The organism is bacterium (Candidatus Blackallbacteria) CG13_big_fil_rev_8_21_14_2_50_49_14 (assembly GCA_002783405.1).
Taxonomy (GTDB): Bacteria; Cyanobacteriota; Sericytochromatia; order UBA7694; family UBA7694.
In genome coordinates this window covers 212,522-227,809 of record PFGG01000075.1, presented here as the reverse complement: position 1 = coordinate 227,809, position 15,288 = coordinate 212,522, and the positions used below count along the sequence as shown (strand labels likewise).

The 15,288-nt window shown below is 48.7% G+C and carries 14 protein-coding genes; 11 read left to right on the top strand and 3 right to left on the bottom strand.

The window, feature by feature from the left end; genetic code table 11:
* Positions 1–2: 2 nt before the first annotated feature.
* The 7 genes from COW20_22370 to COW20_22340 all read left to right on the top strand — a co-directional run bounded on the left by COW20_22370 (position 3) and on the right by COW20_22340 (position 6,523).
* Positions 3–1,469, top strand: a complete 1,467-nt coding sequence (locus tag COW20_22370) for a hypothetical protein (GenBank protein PIW45102.1) — start codon at positions 3–5, stop codon at positions 1,467–1,469.
* A gap of 87 nt (positions 1,470–1,556) precedes the next feature.
* Positions 1,557–2,708: a hypothetical protein gene (locus tag COW20_22365; protein PIW45101.1), complete on the top strand. Its 1,152-nt coding sequence runs from the start codon at positions 1,557–1,559 to the stop codon at positions 2,706–2,708.
* A 16-nt stretch (positions 2,709–2,724) separates the two neighbouring features.
* On the top strand, positions 2,725–3,888 hold the full coding sequence (locus tag COW20_22360) for a hypothetical protein (protein PIW45100.1): 1,164 nt from the start codon (positions 2,725–2,727) through the stop codon (positions 3,886–3,888).
* 12 nt (positions 3,889–3,900) lie between these two features.
* Positions 3,901–4,260 carry a hypothetical protein gene (locus tag COW20_22355; protein PIW45099.1) on the top strand — a complete coding sequence of 120 codons (360 nt, stop codon included), beginning with the start codon at positions 3,901–3,903 and terminating at the stop codon, positions 4,258–4,260.
* Positions 4,261–4,269: 9 nt separating this feature from the next.
* Positions 4,270–4,992 (top strand): hypothetical protein, encoded by a 723-nt coding sequence (locus COW20_22350; protein ID PIW45098.1) that lies wholly within the window; start codon positions 4,270–4,272, stop codon positions 4,990–4,992.
* Between the two features lie 100 nt (positions 4,993–5,092).
* Positions 5,093–5,398 (top strand): hypothetical protein, encoded by a 306-nt coding sequence (locus COW20_22345; protein ID PIW45097.1) that lies wholly within the window; start codon positions 5,093–5,095, stop codon positions 5,396–5,398.
* Positions 5,399–5,401: 3 nt separating this feature from the next.
* Complete coding sequence (locus tag COW20_22340; GenBank protein PIW45096.1) at positions 5,402–6,523, top strand: hypothetical protein; 1,122 nt, start codon at positions 5,402–5,404, stop codon at positions 6,521–6,523.
* Between the two features lie 78 nt (positions 6,524–6,601).
* Here COW20_22340 and COW20_22335 read toward each other — a convergent pair whose 3' ends face one another.
* Complete coding sequence (locus tag COW20_22335; GenBank protein ID PIW45136.1) at positions 6,602–7,075, bottom strand: hypothetical protein; 474 nt, start codon at positions 7,073–7,075, stop codon at positions 6,602–6,604.
* 128 nt (positions 7,076–7,203) lie between these two features.
* Between COW20_22335 and COW20_22330 the strand changes: the two genes are divergently transcribed.
* Complete coding sequence (locus COW20_22330) at positions 7,204–8,247, top strand: hypothetical protein (GenBank protein ID PIW45095.1); 1,044 nt, start codon at positions 7,204–7,206, stop codon at positions 8,245–8,247.
* Positions 8,240–9,922 carry a hypothetical protein gene (locus COW20_22325; protein ID PIW45094.1) on the top strand — a complete coding sequence of 561 codons (1,683 nt, stop codon included), beginning with the start codon at positions 8,240–8,242 and terminating at the stop codon, positions 9,920–9,922. Before COW20_22330 ends, COW20_22325 begins: the two co-directional genes overlap by 8 nt.
* A 5-nt stretch (positions 9,923–9,927) precedes the next feature.
* Here the strand turns inward: COW20_22325 and COW20_22320 are convergent, their stop codons facing one another.
* Together COW20_22320 and COW20_22315 are read right to left on the bottom strand one after the other, a co-directional pair.
* A complete protein-coding gene (locus COW20_22320; protein ID PIW45093.1) occupies positions 9,928–10,956 on the bottom strand; it encodes an alpha/beta hydrolase in 1,029 nt (342 codons plus the stop codon).
* Positions 10,901–13,171, bottom strand: coding sequence for a hypothetical protein (locus COW20_22315; GenBank protein ID PIW45092.1), 2,271 nt, complete (start codon positions 13,169–13,171; stop codon positions 10,901–10,903). The genes COW20_22320 and COW20_22315 overlap by 56 nt, the downstream gene beginning before the upstream one ends.
* A gap of 37 nt (positions 13,172–13,208) precedes the next feature.
* On the opposite strand from COW20_22315, the gene COW20_22310 reads away from it, so the two are divergent.
* Positions 13,209–13,811: an RNA polymerase sigma factor RpoE gene (locus tag COW20_22310; protein PIW45091.1), complete on the top strand. Its 603-nt coding sequence runs from the start codon at positions 13,209–13,211 to the stop codon at positions 13,809–13,811.
* A complete protein-coding gene (locus tag COW20_22305) occupies positions 13,808–15,256 on the top strand; it encodes a hypothetical protein (protein ID PIW45090.1) in 1,449 nt (482 codons plus the stop codon). Before COW20_22310 ends, COW20_22305 begins: the two co-directional genes overlap by 4 nt.
* Positions 15,257–15,288 lie beyond the last annotated feature (32 nt).

Genomic DNA, 15,288 nt, shown 5'->3' with positions numbered 1-15,288 from the left:
TTATGCTGACCCGTTCGATTGTGAGGGTAGCCCTTTCATTGGCTATTTTTGTGCCAGCCCTCAACTTTGCTTTACCTGTTCGCCCAGCTGCTGCAAGTACTGCTCAGCGTCGGCAGGTTTCTCTCTTGCCCACCCAGGATACGCCTCTGAATCAGGCCTTGATTCAAGCTTTCAAACAGAAATATGCAGATTTTGATTTTTTGCTTTTGAATTATTCCCTGTCTTCTCCTCCAGGGCCTTTTCTGGCCGAATTTAAACGCTGGCAAAAAGAACATGCAGGAGAACTGCCCCTGCTTCAGGACAGTTCTTTGGTACGTGTGGCCGAGGCCGAACTGCCGGGTCTGGATGTGCGTCGTTTGGCGCAAACGAGCCTGGCTCTGGTTCCTGCCTGGACAATGAGCCCCTTGGCGCTGACGGGGCCACACCGGCGTCAGCAGGAAGATGGCACGGAATACTGGAGCATTGATGTAGAGTCTGTATTGGGCTTGAGCCTGTCTGTTTTTCGCACAGCAGGAGATTATGCTCAGATGGCCGGGGCGCAAACCCAATCCTGGACCATTCATAAAGAAATTCCGATCCCAGACATGGAGCGTCTTTTGGCGCTTGTCAACCAAGCCACGGGGGTGGCCGTGGATTTAGATAATCCTGCCCAGGCTTCTTTGGTTTTAGACACCCTCAAACGGGTTCAGCCTTTTCGCGATATTCCCCAAGCGGAACCTGTGGATTATTTACAGTCTGAATTGGTTCAGCAAATGAATCCCGTACAATTCGAATCCCTTTTGGTGGCCTTGCAGAGTGTTGAGGAATTGGGCGGGAAAAAACCAGAAACAGCTACAGTTGCTGCGTTTTCTGGTTTGGGTTTAACCCCCGTATTGAAAGTCGGCACAACCAGTTTGGGCATGTTGGGCTTTGTGCCTCAATACTTTGTGCCCCAGGGGCAGTTGGAACTGCAGTATGATGTCGGGGCCATGTTTGGTTTGCCTGATTTTCTGTTGACGCTTTCAGGGGGGGCGACCCTGCCACAGTCAGCCTATCTCTTGTTGGCTCAGCCTTCTTTTCCTGGTTTGGGGATTCCCGGTGGCGGCTTGCCCAACCCTTCAGCCCAACTCTTGGCCTATAATGCGGAGTTGGGTATTATGAAACGCTTTGCTTTTGGGCAATGGCGCTTTAATCTGGGAGTGAGAGGTGGGCTTTTGGGCGGGTTGTTGATGCAGGCCACCAGTCCCTTTCCCAATCCTTTGCAGCCTGATCCTTCGGCCATGGCTTTTGGCGGGACGGCGTTGGTAGGGGCTGCTTACCAGTTTACCCCACAATTTTCGGTGGGTTTAGATGCTGGTTTTCGCTATTTTGATGGCGGACAATGGATTATGAACACGGGAGGATTTCCCCAACCCTTTCAACCCTTGTATCAAAATCCCCTGCAAAGTATAGGCCCTGACCTGGCTTTTTACGCGGGTTATACTTTTTAGTCGGATCTGAATGGAACCGATTCAGATGCTTTTAGCGTCTTTAGGCATAACGAATAAATTATTGAAGATAATCGAGGAGTGATTTAGATGGTGCTCAACAAACGTATCGTAAATACTTTTTTAGCAGCTGCTGTTTTGGCTGGTACATGGGCCGTCAATGGTCAGGCAGGACAAGCAGCCAAAGGGATCAAGCCTGTGGTGGTGATTGAAGCGGTCACGGGCGAAGGAACCTCTGCGGATGCGGCCCGTCTGGATGCCTTCCGCAATGCCATTGCGCAAGCCGTCGGCGTTTATGTTCAAGCCGATACGGTTGTTGAAAACTATGTCACCAAGAGTGATAAAATTCGCACCAATAGCAAGGGCTTTATCAAAAGCTTCAAAATGCTGAACGAAAGCAAGAGCAGCGGAGTGGTCTCTGCGGTTTACCGCGTAGAAGTGTCCACCCAGCCTTTGCAGCAGGATGTCAAAGATGTGGTCGGTTCTGAATTCCGCAATGTGGGGCATCCGACAGTTTCTGTGGTGGGCTGGTATAAAGGTCGCAACCGCCTTGAGGACGAAGTCAATGATTTTGCTGTAACAGCCATGAACCGTTCCTTGCTCAAACGGGGTTATAAGGTGGTCGATGGCTGGCTGATTGAAAAGCTGCGCAAAGAAGATGCCGCAATTGTAAAAGCTTCAGGAGCCGTTCAGCAATCCAATTTTGATCAGGTTGCGCAAATGATTGCCAATAAGCTCAAAGCCGATATCTATGTCACCACCTATGGCAGCATTCAAGGTGGCAAAGCCAGTGTTTCAACCAAAATGTACAATAGCTATACCGGCCAGATTTTTGGAAGTGATACAGGCTATGGCATTATGCGTGCCAATTCTGTCGCTGATGCCAAGGCCGCTGTGGCCACTGCTGTTTCTGCCGGAATGGAAAAAACCTTGGGTCAGGTTTCTTCACACTGGCAAGATGTTCTGACCAATGGCCAGGAATATATCGTGGTTTTGGATGGCTATAAGGGCGGCAAAGAGCGCCGTGTATTTAAAAAATTACTTGAAGACGGCGATGGCGTAACCGAAGTGAAGCAATTGAATGCTGCCGGAAGCCATGCTGAATTCAGTGTCTATTCCACTACCAAACCCGTGGATTTCTTTGACAGTTTGATTGACGCGGCAGAAGAAGAAGGCCTGAAATTTGTAAACGATGAAGCGGTGATTCGTGGCGGTCGTGCCATTTTTATTCTGAAGAATTGAGTGGATTTGCTGCACCATGCATAAATTTTTAAGCTATTGTTTGGGGCTGGCGTTGCTTTGTGCTTCATTGGGAGTGGCCCCTGCCGTTCATGCCGATGTTAAAAATCTGGACTATGCAGTGAAAGAGCTTGAAACCATGGGGGTCGGCAGCAATGCCGATGCCGCCATGGCAGATGCTGAAATGAAAGCACTGCAGGCTGTTGTGGATACTCTGGTTCAGACCGATGCCGAAAGACAGGCTTTTGCCAAAGTTCAGGAGCAGGTCTTTGCCCAGCGTGAGAAATATATCAAGCGCTTGAAAATTTTGAGCAAGGGCAGCAGTGAAGGCGGGGGGCGTTATTATAAAATCCGCTACGAGGTTCAGGTGCAGACTTTGCGCTCGGATCTTGAAAAAGCAGGGATTATTTCGAGCACCAAGCAACTCAGTTCACAACTGAAATTCCCTACGATCATGGCCTATTACAAAGACCCTGCTGAGCGCAGCAATTATGCGCAATGGTCAGTGGATCGGATCAATAACTACCTTTTGGAACAACAGTTCAAAGTGGTCGATGGCAAGGTCATGCAGGGCCTGCAGAAAGATGATCAGGTGGTGGCTCAAAGTGCAGGCAGCCGTGAGCGTTTGAGCCAGGCCCTGGCACTAAAGGCAAAAGCCGATTTTTATATGCGAATTGAGATTGATCCCAAAGTGGTAGGGCGCAGCGGAGATTATACCTATGTGCAAAGCCCTGTCTTGGTTCAGGCTTTTGAGAGTTCTTCAGGTTCGCCTTTTATTAGCAAAAGTTATCAGCGCCTCGATGGCAAAGGTCAGCCTGAAGCGCTGGCTGTTAAAGGCAGCCTCGATGTGAGCGCCAAGATTGTGATTGAAGAATCTGTGGCGGGTGTGATGCCTTTGATCGTGGAAGATCTTTTGCGTCATTGGAAGCAGAATGTCGCCCAAGGCAATCAGTACCGGCTTGTGGTTAAAGGGTTAAAAGGCAGTCAAAAATCCCAGTTTGAAGCGGGTTTGCGTGAACATGTGCGTGATTTGAAGCTACAGTCTGATGGCGCCTATCTGGTCAGATATTCTGGCGTCCTGGGAGACTTGGCTGATTTACTCGAAGAGTCGCTTCAGGCTAAAATAGGGCTGGCGGTGCAGCAGTTTGATCTGGGCAGTGCCTATTTCACTGTTTCACGCTAGGAGATCGTGGCCGTGTTGAAAAAAAGAATTTGTTTACTCTTTTGCCTATTCAGCCTGGTTTTGTTTCCAGCCTGTTTGCAGAAATCAGCACCTCCTGATGAGTCTATCAGTCATTCAACCCTGCTTCCAGGAACCTTTACCCTGGTTTTAGAGGGCTATGAAAATGGCGAAGCCCGGCGTGTTTTTCAAGAGGCCATGCAAAAGGAAGGCCTCGAATTGGAATTGCTTCAGTCAGGGGGCAACCGTGCTGAGTACCGCATCTCTCAAACCGATCAAACGCATCCTGATTGGCTTGAATCTTTGAAAAAGTCATTTGAAGCACAGTATTCCCTTCAGCAGGAAGGGGAACGACTTTTGGTGATTCGGCGGTAAAGAAAAACCATGAAACAGGAACATATGGCTTCGATTTTAAATTTCTCGGCGCTTATGTTTTTTGTGCCTTTTTCTCTTTTGGTACTCCTGGTATTGGGTTTTTTAATTTACAGTCCCTTGGGAACTCCTCTTTTCAAATCGCTGGCGGCTTGGTGCCTTTCCAAAAAAAAATATGCTGAAAGCGCTTGGCTTTATTCCCGGGTGTATCATTGGCAGGAGTTAATGGAGGGTTCTTCCGTATTTGCCCGTCAGGCTGCTTTTGCCTATGAGCAGGCAGGCAATTTACGTCTGTCGCTTGAATTCTATGAGAAGGGCGAAGATTGGAATAAGGTGGGCCAATTGCTGATGGAAATGGGCAAGACTGAGCAGGCGCTTGCCCTTTTTAAAGAAAAAAAGCTCCCCGCTCGCCTGGCCTTTTATTATGAGCAGAACGAAAATTATTTAGGTGCTGGAGAACTTTATGAACTGGAGTTGAACAATTCCCACAAGGCCCTGCGCTTTTATGAAAAGGGTCTGCAACAGGAAAAATTGCCTCCACTTGAAAGAATTCGAGCGCGTTTCTTGCTGGCTCGGGTTTGTTTTCACTTAGATAAAAAAGAAGAAAGCTATACGCATTATGGCATGGCAGAAACTTTGATTTCACGTCTGGATGCCCCCTTGGAAGACATGCATGTACTTGCGCTTGAGCGGGCCGTGCAGGCCCTTTTTAAAAATCCGAAACCCCAGAGTTAACCGTTTCTTACTTCCTCCTTATTCTTTTTTTAAGAATATTTTCAATGAATAGCTCGATACTTTCAGTATCACACGTGTTTAAAGTTGAGGTTTTAAGAATATGCGTACACCTTTTTTAATGATTTTGGCAGCTTTGAGTCTCTCTCCTTTCATGGCCTGCAGCAAGGCTTCGCCTACTTTAACCAGCCCTTCTGTTTCTGGATATTCTCCTGCTGCAGCCTATAGCCGAGCTTCTGCTCCCCGCACGACAAAGGCGGTTTCCGCTGCTTCTGTGAGCCGGACGGCAGGTAAAACAACTGTTCAGGTGGATTCTGCTCCAGAGCAGCGGGCCACTTATTCCAATGAAGATCTTTCTTCTTCTGTCGCAGAGCAGGGCTCCTCACAATACCAGGATAACTGGGAGTAATTCATGTCAAATCACGCTGTGTGGAAATTTTTTCCACTTTTTTTGGCGCTTGCTACAGCCTGTCAACCCATTGCCACTTTAAAACCGCTGCCACCAACGGCCCTTCAGGCGCAGTCACGGGCCGCTGAGCTTCTGCCTTTGTTTGAGGTCGATGGAGCAGCTGATCGCTGGACTGAAAACCGTTTTCGGGATTTTGATCAGGGCGTGGTGAAAGAAAATCTTGATCTGCAAACGCAGGGACGGCTTTTGCTCAAAAGCAATGCGCGCCAGGGACGTTATCTTTCACGTGCTTATCAGGCCCCCTTTGCTTTCAATGCCTTAATGCCAGCTTGGACAGCCCAAATTCCTGCAGGTGCGGGTCTTCGTATTTTTGCACGTGTCAGCAATGACGCTCAGGCATGGGGCGATTGGTTGCCGCTTATTCAGGAACGCAGCCTGATTTTGCCACAGTCAGCCCGTTTTGTGCAGTATCAGGTGATCTTCAATTCCGCTCAGACCTCCCAAATGCCTGTTTTTGAAGGCATGACCTTTCAGTTTGGCAAAACCCTGAACCGTTCACCGATTCCTCCCGCACTTAAAACCCAGGGACTGTGGCCAAAACCCGAAGTGGTTTCACGGGAAGCCTGGAAAGCTGTACCTCCCAAGGGAGAATACACGCCCCATACGCCAGATGGACTGGTGATTCACCATACCTGGAAACCCCGCAGTGATCAGTATCAGAAAGATCTGACGATTCGTGGCATTCAGAAATTTCACATGGTGGATAATAACTGGATGGATATCGGTTACCACTTTCTGATTGGCCCTGATGGCGTGATTTATCAAGGGCGCCCTGAAACAGTGGTGGGGGCCCATTCTACCCCCAATACTGGCAAAGTGGGGATTTGCTTGATTGGTGATTTTGACCCCGGTCAAGATCCCGTGACTCCAGAAGCCTATGCCGCACTTTTGGATTTGGTGACCTGGCTGACTTCTGAATATGGAATTTCGACCCAGGAGTTCTATGGGCACCGTGATTTTAGCACCAAAAGCTGTCCCGGTGATGAGGTCTATCATCGTTTGGATGCGATTAAAACAGAAGTCAAACGTCGTTTGGAGTTGAAACGAGCGTCTGTTCGGCGCTAGTTTTTAAGAAAAACCCCGGCAGATATCCTGCCGGGGAGGGAAGATGATAACAGGCGGGAGCCTGTACGTGTTTAAAATTTAGTGAATATCGACTTTTCGGCCCGGCTCTTCGGGCTTTTGCTCTTTTTTGGGGAGCAAAACATGTAGCATGCCTTCTTCGTAGCGTGCGTTGATTTTATCTGCATCTACATTTTCAGGCAAATCAAAACTGCGGCTGAAAGAGCTAAAGCTGAATTCTTTGCGCAGATAGTTTTTTTCTTGATCTTTTTCTTCGCTTTCCTGTTTTTTCTCTGAAGAAATCGTCAATACTTTATTTTTAATTGAGATATTAAACTCATCCTTTTGCATACCCGGAGCCGCCAGCTCCAAGCTAAATGCTTCAGGTGTTTCATGAATATTGACAGCAGGAACACTGGTTCCCATGCGGCCCAGTTTTTCCATGACACCTGTAAAATCTTTGCCAAAGAAATCTTTTCCCAGGAAATCATCTACCCAGGAAGTCAGACTTGAAGGAAAGCTAAAATCCCGATCGTTCCATTTGATCAATGACATAGCTTCAAGTAAGCCTCCTTTCTTTTTCTTTTTTGATTTTAAGACAAAAGGCATGTAAAGGTATTGATTTTGGTCATAAATATTTCTTGATTTTCCTCAATGAATTTTGAAACAGGCTAGAATAGGCTATGCTTCAATTTGATATTGTCCTGCAAAAACAAAACCTGAAACACCCCCATCAGGAAACCCATCAGGCAATGTATATGCCCTCACATGGTGAGTTTTTGGTGGAGAAACTTGCGCAGCACGGTTTGAAGCCGGGTTTGATTTCAGGACTTGATGATTTTTGTCTTTGCCCGGAACTGTTCAACCGTTCTGATGCGGATATTCTGATCGTCTGTGGCGCAGACCAGCATTTTCAGGCAGAGTTTTTACAGGCCTGGAAAAAGATCAAGAAGACTTATGCCTATCGCAGTTTGATCACCTCTGAGCCGATTTATTCCCCTGCGGCCTTTTATGTGGATGAATACAAAAATGCAGCGCGTCAGCATGAACAATTTATTGAAACTTTTGTGCCCCACAGCGTGTTTTATAATAGTCTTTTGGATTTTCAGCCTTCGGAGCAAAAATACAGACAGTCCTTTGAGCGCTATTTGTATTCTTTGGCTGATCCTGAGCTTTTTCGCGGGGTGGCTTTGCCTTGGTCTGAAAAAAAACAGGGCTTGCTCTATCTGGGCAAAGCCGAAGCTTGGGTCTATTCCCGTCTGAATGCCGAAGCCTGGCAGCGTTCGCAGCAGATCGACTATTTTCTTGCGCAGCAGAAACTTCATTTTGAGGGTCATCAGACGAGCTTTACCTTTCGCCAATGCTATCATGCCGCCAATATTTTCCGTTTTCAATTGCAACCCCGTTCAGGCTATTTTTTTCATACGGCCCGTACTGTTCAATCTGCGATTGTCGGCACCATTCCCGTTGTGCTTTTACATCGCGATTATTTAAGCCTTTTTCAGCAGGAGGCCCCTTGGGCCCGGCCGGATCAGAATCTGATTCTGGGGTTTGATGGAGAATATGAGTTGCTTTTGGAAAAACTCGCTGATGCTGAATTTACCGAGCAAGTTCGAAAAAATCTGCCAGAGCTTTTGGCCGCAGGAACGGTTTCTGGGGCGATCAGAAAATTGGTTGAATCGATTCAGCATGCCTTTTTCGCAAAGGAAAATCTGAGCGGTGTTTAATGCTTCGCTGCTCCTGATTGCTCCTGCAGGTGAGGCCCGCGATGCCCTGGCGAAATTGCTGACAAACCGAGGCTATCGCCTGAGGGCTTGTTTTGGCCAGCTTCATGAGGCTGAAAGCTTGGCGTATGCACCCCATCTGCTTGTGGTTGAGGAGTCTTTGCGAGCCTCAACTCAAGGGTTTAAAAACAAAGTTCAGCAGGCTGTGCCGCTCTGTTTTTTTTGCTTGAATCACGTGCTTCAGGATCCCGTTGCTTTGTTTGTGGAACTTGAAATTCTGGCCCGGACGCAGTCTGAGGAATTGCGGATTGGCGAAGCCCGTGTTCGCCAGCTCTTGGAGCATTTGGCGGATATTCTTGTGATTCTCAATGCCGATGGCTCTCCCCGCTACCTCAGCCCCTCTCTGGAGCGGATTACAGGGTATCGTCCAGAAGAACTCAGCAGCAAGGGACCTTTAGAGGTTGTGCACCCTGAAGATCAGGCCAAGGTCCGGCAGGCCATTTTTTGGAGCCATGAGCATCCTGGCTTGCCGATTATGTTTGAGTATCGGCATATTCATAAACAGGGGGGCTATGTTCACCTGGAGTCGGTGGGTCAGAGTCTGTTGGATGTGCCTGGAATTTCTGCGTTTGTGGTGGTTTCACGTGATATCTCTGCCCGTCGGGGTTGGGAGGCTAAAATTCAGGACAGTGAGCAGCGTTATCGTGTGGTAGCAGAGCAAACAGGGCAAATGGTTTACGATTGGGATGTGCTCAGTGGTGAGATTCAGTGGGTCGGAGCAATCGAAAAAATTACCGGTTTTGAGAGCGAAGCTTATCAAGACGTCAATATTGAAGTTTGGGAATCGATGATTCATGAACAGGAACGTGCTCAGACCCTGGCAGTGTTGGATCAGGCGGCACATGCTGATGGCCATTTCTGCATGGAGTATCGTTTGCGTCGTCGGGATGGTTCCTATGTCTGGGTTGAAGATACGGGCCTTTTTCTCAAAGATGAAGAAGGTCTTGCTGTGCGCATGCTGGGTTCAATGAAAGATATCAGCCAAAGGCGCATGCAGGCAGAATTGCTTCAAAATGCGGTGCATGAACGTGAACTGCTTTTACAGGAAATTCACCACCGGGTCAAAAACAATTTTCAGATCATGATCAGTCTTTTGAATATGCAGATGCGCCGTTTGCCGCGTGCAGAGGTGCTTGAACCTTTGCGTGATGTGCGAAACCGCTTGCACAGCATGCTTTTGGTGCATGAAGAACTCTATCGCCAAGGGTTTTCGGGGCGGGTTCCCTTTCGTGAATGTTTAGAGATTTTATGCCGTGAGCTGTACCTGCAATATGCAGAACGGGGATCGATACAGATCCTTGAAGAATTGGAGCCGCTTTCGTTGAGCATGGATCAAGCCATTCCCTGTGGCTTGATCGTGAATGAACTTTTAACCAATGCTTTTAAGTACGCGTTTTCAGCAGAGCAGCGCGATGCCCGTATTCAGATTTCACTGCGCAGTCTTGATGAGTGTGTTTTTCTTGAAATCAATGACAATGGGGTGGGTTTGCCTGACGATTATTCCTCGGGTTTGGGTTTGCACTTGGTAGAGCGTCTGGCGCATCAATTGGAAGGACAGTGTCGACGCCTTCCTCTTTCTCAGGGGACAGCCTGGCATTTGTCTTTTCCACGGGCTTAAGCTTTTCAATCTTGAGAAAACTGCATTTTCAACCATTGACACAGCATCCGCATGACTTCGCGTGCTTCCGGCAAAACGCGGGGAGACTGAAGAAAAGCGTGGATTTGTCCTTGGGCTTCATGGTAAAAAACTTCAATATTTTCCTGTCTGCGGCTTTCGGCATAGGCTTTGCCCATATCGCGCAGGGGATCAAAGCCGCAGGTTAAAACAAAAGCTGGTGGCTCTTGTGCGCGGCCAGAAGACTGAAGCGGTGAGAGCCGGGGAGCTTGGGGATTGGCCCAAGCGGGCAGATAGTGTTCCTGAAACCAATGCACGTCTTGGGTGCTCAAGACAGGGGCTTCGGCCATGCTTTTCATGGAGGGCCAGTCGAACCCCATATCGATCCAAGGGTAGAGTAAAACCTGGGCGCAGGGGCTGGCTTGACCGCTGATCAGCAAATCCTGTAAAAGTGAGGCGGCAATATTTCCCCCGGCGCTGTCTCCAGCGACTGCGATTTTGTGGGGCAAGAGTTTGTTCTCTGTGGCTTGGCTTTGAAGCCAATGCCAAACGGATTGAGCATCTTCCAAAGCAGCGGGAAAAGGGTTTTCAGGGGCGAGACGATAATCCACAGACAAAACGGCGGCCTCTGTGCCCTTACACAGACGTCGGCACAAGCCATCATGGGTTTCAATACTGCCAATCACCATGCCGCCCCCGTGAAAATAGAGAATACAGGGCAGGCTTTCTTGGCTTGTATTGGGTCGATAGAGTCGCAAGGGAATTGATGTGTTGGGGCTGAGGCAATTCAGATCTTCTGTGTTGATTTCTGTGGGCGGATCCTCAAAGAGCGCGGCACCTGCCTGGTAGCGTTCGCGCATTAAAAAAATCGTTTGTTCTGGCAGATTCCCCAATCGGATCAGTTCGCCCAAGAGCCAGGCCCGAGGATCGAGACGACGACCTTCACAGATGATGCGTGGAATTTTGACCTGGGCTGGAATTTCAGGGGCAAGCAGCCAGTTGACGATGTTTTCTGGGGTGAAGGCGTATTCTTGCATGTTTTTGAGCTTTTCTTTGGAGCTGATTTATTTTACTATCTCTGCGAAGGGGCAGAGAAAAGAGTGCGCTTGTTTTCTGCGTTTGTGGAGCGTCTAAACGCTTGGGTGAGGAAGATATCTCTTGAAGACTCTTGAGTATGATTCTAAAAAAGAACTGCCTCTTTAAGGCGATCATTTCAGGACTGTCTTCCTGTTTGGTCGAAATGTCTTGCTTGCCGGGCAGATCGCTCACCAAAACGGCTGAATAGAGAGAAATGTTTTCTTTGTTCTGCAGGGCTGCAAAAATATCAAAATTCTCAACATCCACTAAATCTGTGGGGGGTTGAATCTGAAGCCAATACTGGGTTTCTTCTAAGACGGAACGCACTTTGACCAGAGAGGCGGCGGGATAGTCTGATGTTGCTTGATTATTCAGCGTGAGCGTTTGTCTTTGAAAACGTGTTGAAGTGGGTGCATAGATCTGATGCAGTTTGACTTTGTCAGAAAGCCCCCCGGCATTGCCAAACACGACAAAACGTCGAAAGCCTTTTTGATACAGTGTCTGGATCAAGGCTTGGCTGGCAGCGCCATAGGTATTGCGAAAGGAAATAAAGCGTTGCCCTGAGGGCAGGCGATATTCCCAATAAGGGAAATAAGGGCTTCCCAATTGAGGCGGGTTCAGCAATTGGCGGTTTTGCTTTTGAATAAACTGGTCGAGTTCTTCCAAGCTCAGGCCATTGAGTGTGGCGGTGTTCAGGTGATGCAGATACAGCGTGAGATCAGAAAATAGATGCTGAAAGGCACCATGGTAGCCTATCAGGACAGTGGTTTGAGAATGGGCTTCAAGATCTTTCAGGGCTGTTTGGCAGAGACGTTGAGTGAGTGAAGCTGTGTTGTCTTGCGTGTAAACTTTTATCTGATCAAGTGGAATCAGGTGGCGGTAGAAGAGGTTTGCATACTCTAAAACCGTGTGGAAGAGACGATCTTCTCCAAAGAGATGGGTGAGAATCAATGTGGGTTGACCCGCCTGGTAGCCAAAGAGATAGTATAGGCCAATCCGCTCTTGAGCGGGTGAAAAAGCGGTTAACTTTTCGAAGCCCAAGCGGTTCAAGAGAGGCAAAGTATCGGGGTAAAGGCCGCCCACGATCATCAACTTGACAGAATGGTGTAAAAGCAAGTCATAGACAGGTTTGGGAATTTTTGCTGCCAAATAGGGATCCACTTGTAAACTTAAAGGATTCTCCAGCAATTCGGGATCGATCAGCGTTTGAAGCGGGTGCTCTTCAAAGGCGTACGAGCTGTTGTGGGGTTGAAGGGGCTGAGCGGTGTATCCTGGGGACATTTGACGCTTGAACGTTTCAAGCTCCAGCTCTTTTTCTTTCCAGCCATAGAGCTGATTTCGCCGCAGATAATGCAAGACATAGTCAGGCAGAGAGGCTTCTGCCTGGGCTAAATTTCCAGTTTGAATTTGCTTCCGGATTTGGGTTGAGCTTCCCGCTTCAAGTGCGGTGTCAAAAAATTGAATTTTACCCGCCAGCTTTAAGCGCTTAACTTCAGGTGTCTCCTGGGCCTGGTAGCCTTGGCGTTGAAAGACCGCAACAATCCTGTTTTCTTGAAGGGTCGGCAATTTATGGTAGCTTACCATTTTGTTGAAGGAGTCGGTGCCATTGATATGATAAAACGTATGCTTTGCTCCTTCCTGGGCTTGGATTGCTGCGATGATAGGGCGGATCGGGTCTTGGGGATCCTGTTGATAGGCTTTACTAAAAGCTTCGGGTGCCAAGGTTTTGAAATGGCGCTCACGTTGGCAGGCCATCTGAACCAAATGGTATCTGTGCATAAAGGAGCTGGCACCGGGTTTGTGGGTGGGACTGTAATTGGGCAGGATATACAAGCTATCGAGCTTCAGCGTTTGAATGGCTGCTTGAGCCAAATTCAAATGGCCCTTGTGTAGGGGATCGAAGGTGCCAAAATAATAGCCAATATGAGCAGCTTGGGCTGGCCTGCTCAAGCCTAAAAACAGGCAGAATATAAGTGGTAAGAGGGCCGCGCGGAAGAAAGCTGGATTTCTTAATCTGGTTTTCAAGGGGGTTCCTTTGCTTGAACTCTGGTGCCATTGAGGAGAGCACGTTTCTTTTATTCTACTCCAGGCTGTCCTATTCTTGAACTCACATTGCTGCAAGAGATACGGTACACTTCCTGCAGCAGATTTTGTTAGCAATGCAAAAATCTTCACAGAGTTTTGAACACTTTTTCAACGGGCAGGGTCATGAATGATACAACCCGATAATAATAAACGGACAGATGTGAACAACGAACTGATCCAAAAACTGAACCGGGCACAACAGGGCGATCAACAGGCCTTCAAAGAGGTGGTGAAGGAGTTTATGCCGCAGCTGTATTCTATGGTGCATGCCATGATTCCTCAGCATGAGGATGTAAACGATATTTTGCAGGAGGTGTTTGTGAAGGTGCATCGCGCTTTGCCTCAATTGCAGAATAAACAGGCCTTTCGCAGTTGGCTTTATAGAATTGCCCTGAATACGGCCCGAAACCATTTGCGTTCCCGTTTTCGGCGCGAACTTCCAACCGAACCTGAAACCTTTTTGCTTGAAACCGGTGAAAGTGGTGAAAAACTGCCAGAACAACTCGAACGGGCAGAGATTCGTCAACGTATTTTGCAGGCCATCGAAACGCTTTCTCCTGAGCACCGGGATGTGGTAACACTGGTGGAACTGGAAGAGCTGAATTGTGCTGAAGCCGCTGAAGTATTGGAGTGCCCAGCCGGAACGGTGCGCTCGCGTTTGCACTATGCCCGGAAAAAATTAAAGGAACTGCTTCAACCCTATTTTGCCAACAAGGGGGAGTCCCCATGAGTCCCGTTTTTGATGAAAATTCAGAAAAGTCTGAGGAGTGGACGCAGGATCCTCCTGCTGATCCGGGCCTGCATACCCTTTTGCAAAGTCTCAAGCAGGAGCCTCCGGCTGATTATTTTGAGCAATTTTGGACAGAGCTTCAACCTCAATTGACGCCTGCTGTGAGCGAGTCTTGGGCACTCAGACTTTTGCGGCAGCTGAAGTCTCCTCCCGCACTTTCTGTGGCTGCTGCGGTACTGGTGATCGCTTTGCTCATTCCCACCGGCGTTCTTAAAACGGGGCAACCTTTGTTGCAAGCAGAAGCACCGACAGGAGTACAAGAACAGACCGAGGCCCAGAGCTTGGATACCAGCCGCGCCAAAACCCTGCCGGGTGGCGGACGTGTGGCAGCACGCAATGAGGGCTTGATTGCTCAGAACCAACCCCTCTTGGAGGATGCCAATCGCGTTGAGCGGGATCAGGACAAAGCCGTCACGGAAGAACCGATGGTTTTGGGCGCTGCCCGTCAGGATTTGCTGGCAGAAGATGCCAAAACCAAGGAAGAAAGACCCGCTGCGCCAGCTTTGAAAAAGGACAATCAGGCGCGAAAAATTCCTATTCTGCAGGGGTATAATCAGGCCGATTATTTGGTCAAAAGCGCAACCCTGGGTGTTGAGGTTGCCCGTTTAGACCAGGCTTTCAGCAGCGTCAGCAAATTGATGACCGAGCATGGGGGCTATATTGTCAGTTCAGAAATGTCGCGTCCTGAAGAGGGAACTGCCACTGCGCGGATCAGTCTGAAAGTGCCCAAACAGCATTTCTTAACCGTGATAGAGCAGATTGAAAAAACCGGAGAAGTGCGCAGCAAACAGATTCGCAGTGAAGATCTCTGGCTGCAACTGCAGCGCCAGAAAATTGAAATCGATGATCTGCAAACGCAAGTGAATGAAAACAAAGAGAATAAAGCACAGCAACGTGCCTTGAAGCGTCAATTGCGTGAGCAGGAACTGCAACGTCAGGAATTTGAACAGATGTTGCGCATGGCTTCTTTGGATTTGGTTTTAACCCAGAAAGCCCCCAGTCGTTTCTGGAGCTTGGGAGATGTGGGCGAGCAGTTGCGGGTACGTTTGAACCGCGCTTTGCAGGATACTCTGCGCATGCTGGTCAATATTCTGGTCTTCCTGCCTCCTCTGTTGATCTATTTTGGCTGTGCCTGGTTGATCTGGCTGCTCTTGAAGCTGGTTCTGGTGACCCGTTTGGAATTGCTTTCGCCTCGGGCTTTGTCGATTGCCTATCTTTTGGGATTGCTCTTTTTCCCCTTGGCGATGGGGGGCAAGGATTTATTCCGTGCCACTTTGCTCTTCGCGGCTTTGCTAACGGCAGGAGTGGGGATCAAAACCTTACTGGGCCGATTGCGCAAGCCAGAACCCCCTGCCGTGGCTCCTGCCGATCAGGAAGAAACCTAAGCAAAGTGTTGTCTTGCTGAGGAGCAGAGTAT

What these genes read in the sequence shown, in the direction of transcription:
- COW20_22305 (PIW45090.1), top strand. Translation starts at nt 13,808, where the DNA reads ATGAGTCCCGTTTTTGATGAAAATTCAGAAAAGTCTGAGGAGTGGACG.
- COW20_22365 (PIW45101.1), top strand. Translation starts at nt 1,557, where the DNA reads ATGGTGCTCAACAAACGTATCGTAAATACTTTTTTAGCAGCTGCTGTT.
- COW20_22330 (PIW45095.1), top strand. Translation starts at nt 7,204, where the DNA reads ATGCTTCAATTTGATATTGTCCTGCAAAAACAAAACCTGAAACACCCC.
- COW20_22320 (PIW45093.1), bottom strand. Translation starts at nt 10,956, where the DNA reads ATGCAAGAATACGCCTTCACCCCAGAAAACATCGTCAACTGGCTGCTT.
- COW20_22345 (PIW45097.1), top strand. Translation starts at nt 5,093, where the DNA reads ATGCGTACACCTTTTTTAATGATTTTGGCAGCTTTGAGTCTCTCTCCT.
- COW20_22310 (PIW45091.1), top strand. Translation starts at nt 13,209, where the DNA reads ATGATACAACCCGATAATAATAAACGGACAGATGTGAACAACGAACTG.
- COW20_22350 (PIW45098.1), top strand. Translation starts at nt 4,270, where the DNA reads ATGAAACAGGAACATATGGCTTCGATTTTAAATTTCTCGGCGCTTATG.
- COW20_22370 (PIW45102.1), top strand. Translation starts at nt 3, where the DNA reads ATGCTGACCCGTTCGATTGTGAGGGTAGCCCTTTCATTGGCTATTTTT.
- COW20_22340 (PIW45096.1), top strand. Translation starts at nt 5,402, where the DNA reads ATGTCAAATCACGCTGTGTGGAAATTTTTTCCACTTTTTTTGGCGCTT.
- COW20_22360 (PIW45100.1), top strand. Translation starts at nt 2,725, where the DNA reads ATGCATAAATTTTTAAGCTATTGTTTGGGGCTGGCGTTGCTTTGTGCT.
- COW20_22335 (PIW45136.1), bottom strand. Translation starts at nt 7,075, where the DNA reads ATGTCATTGATCAAATGGAACGATCGGGATTTTAGCTTTCCTTCAAGT.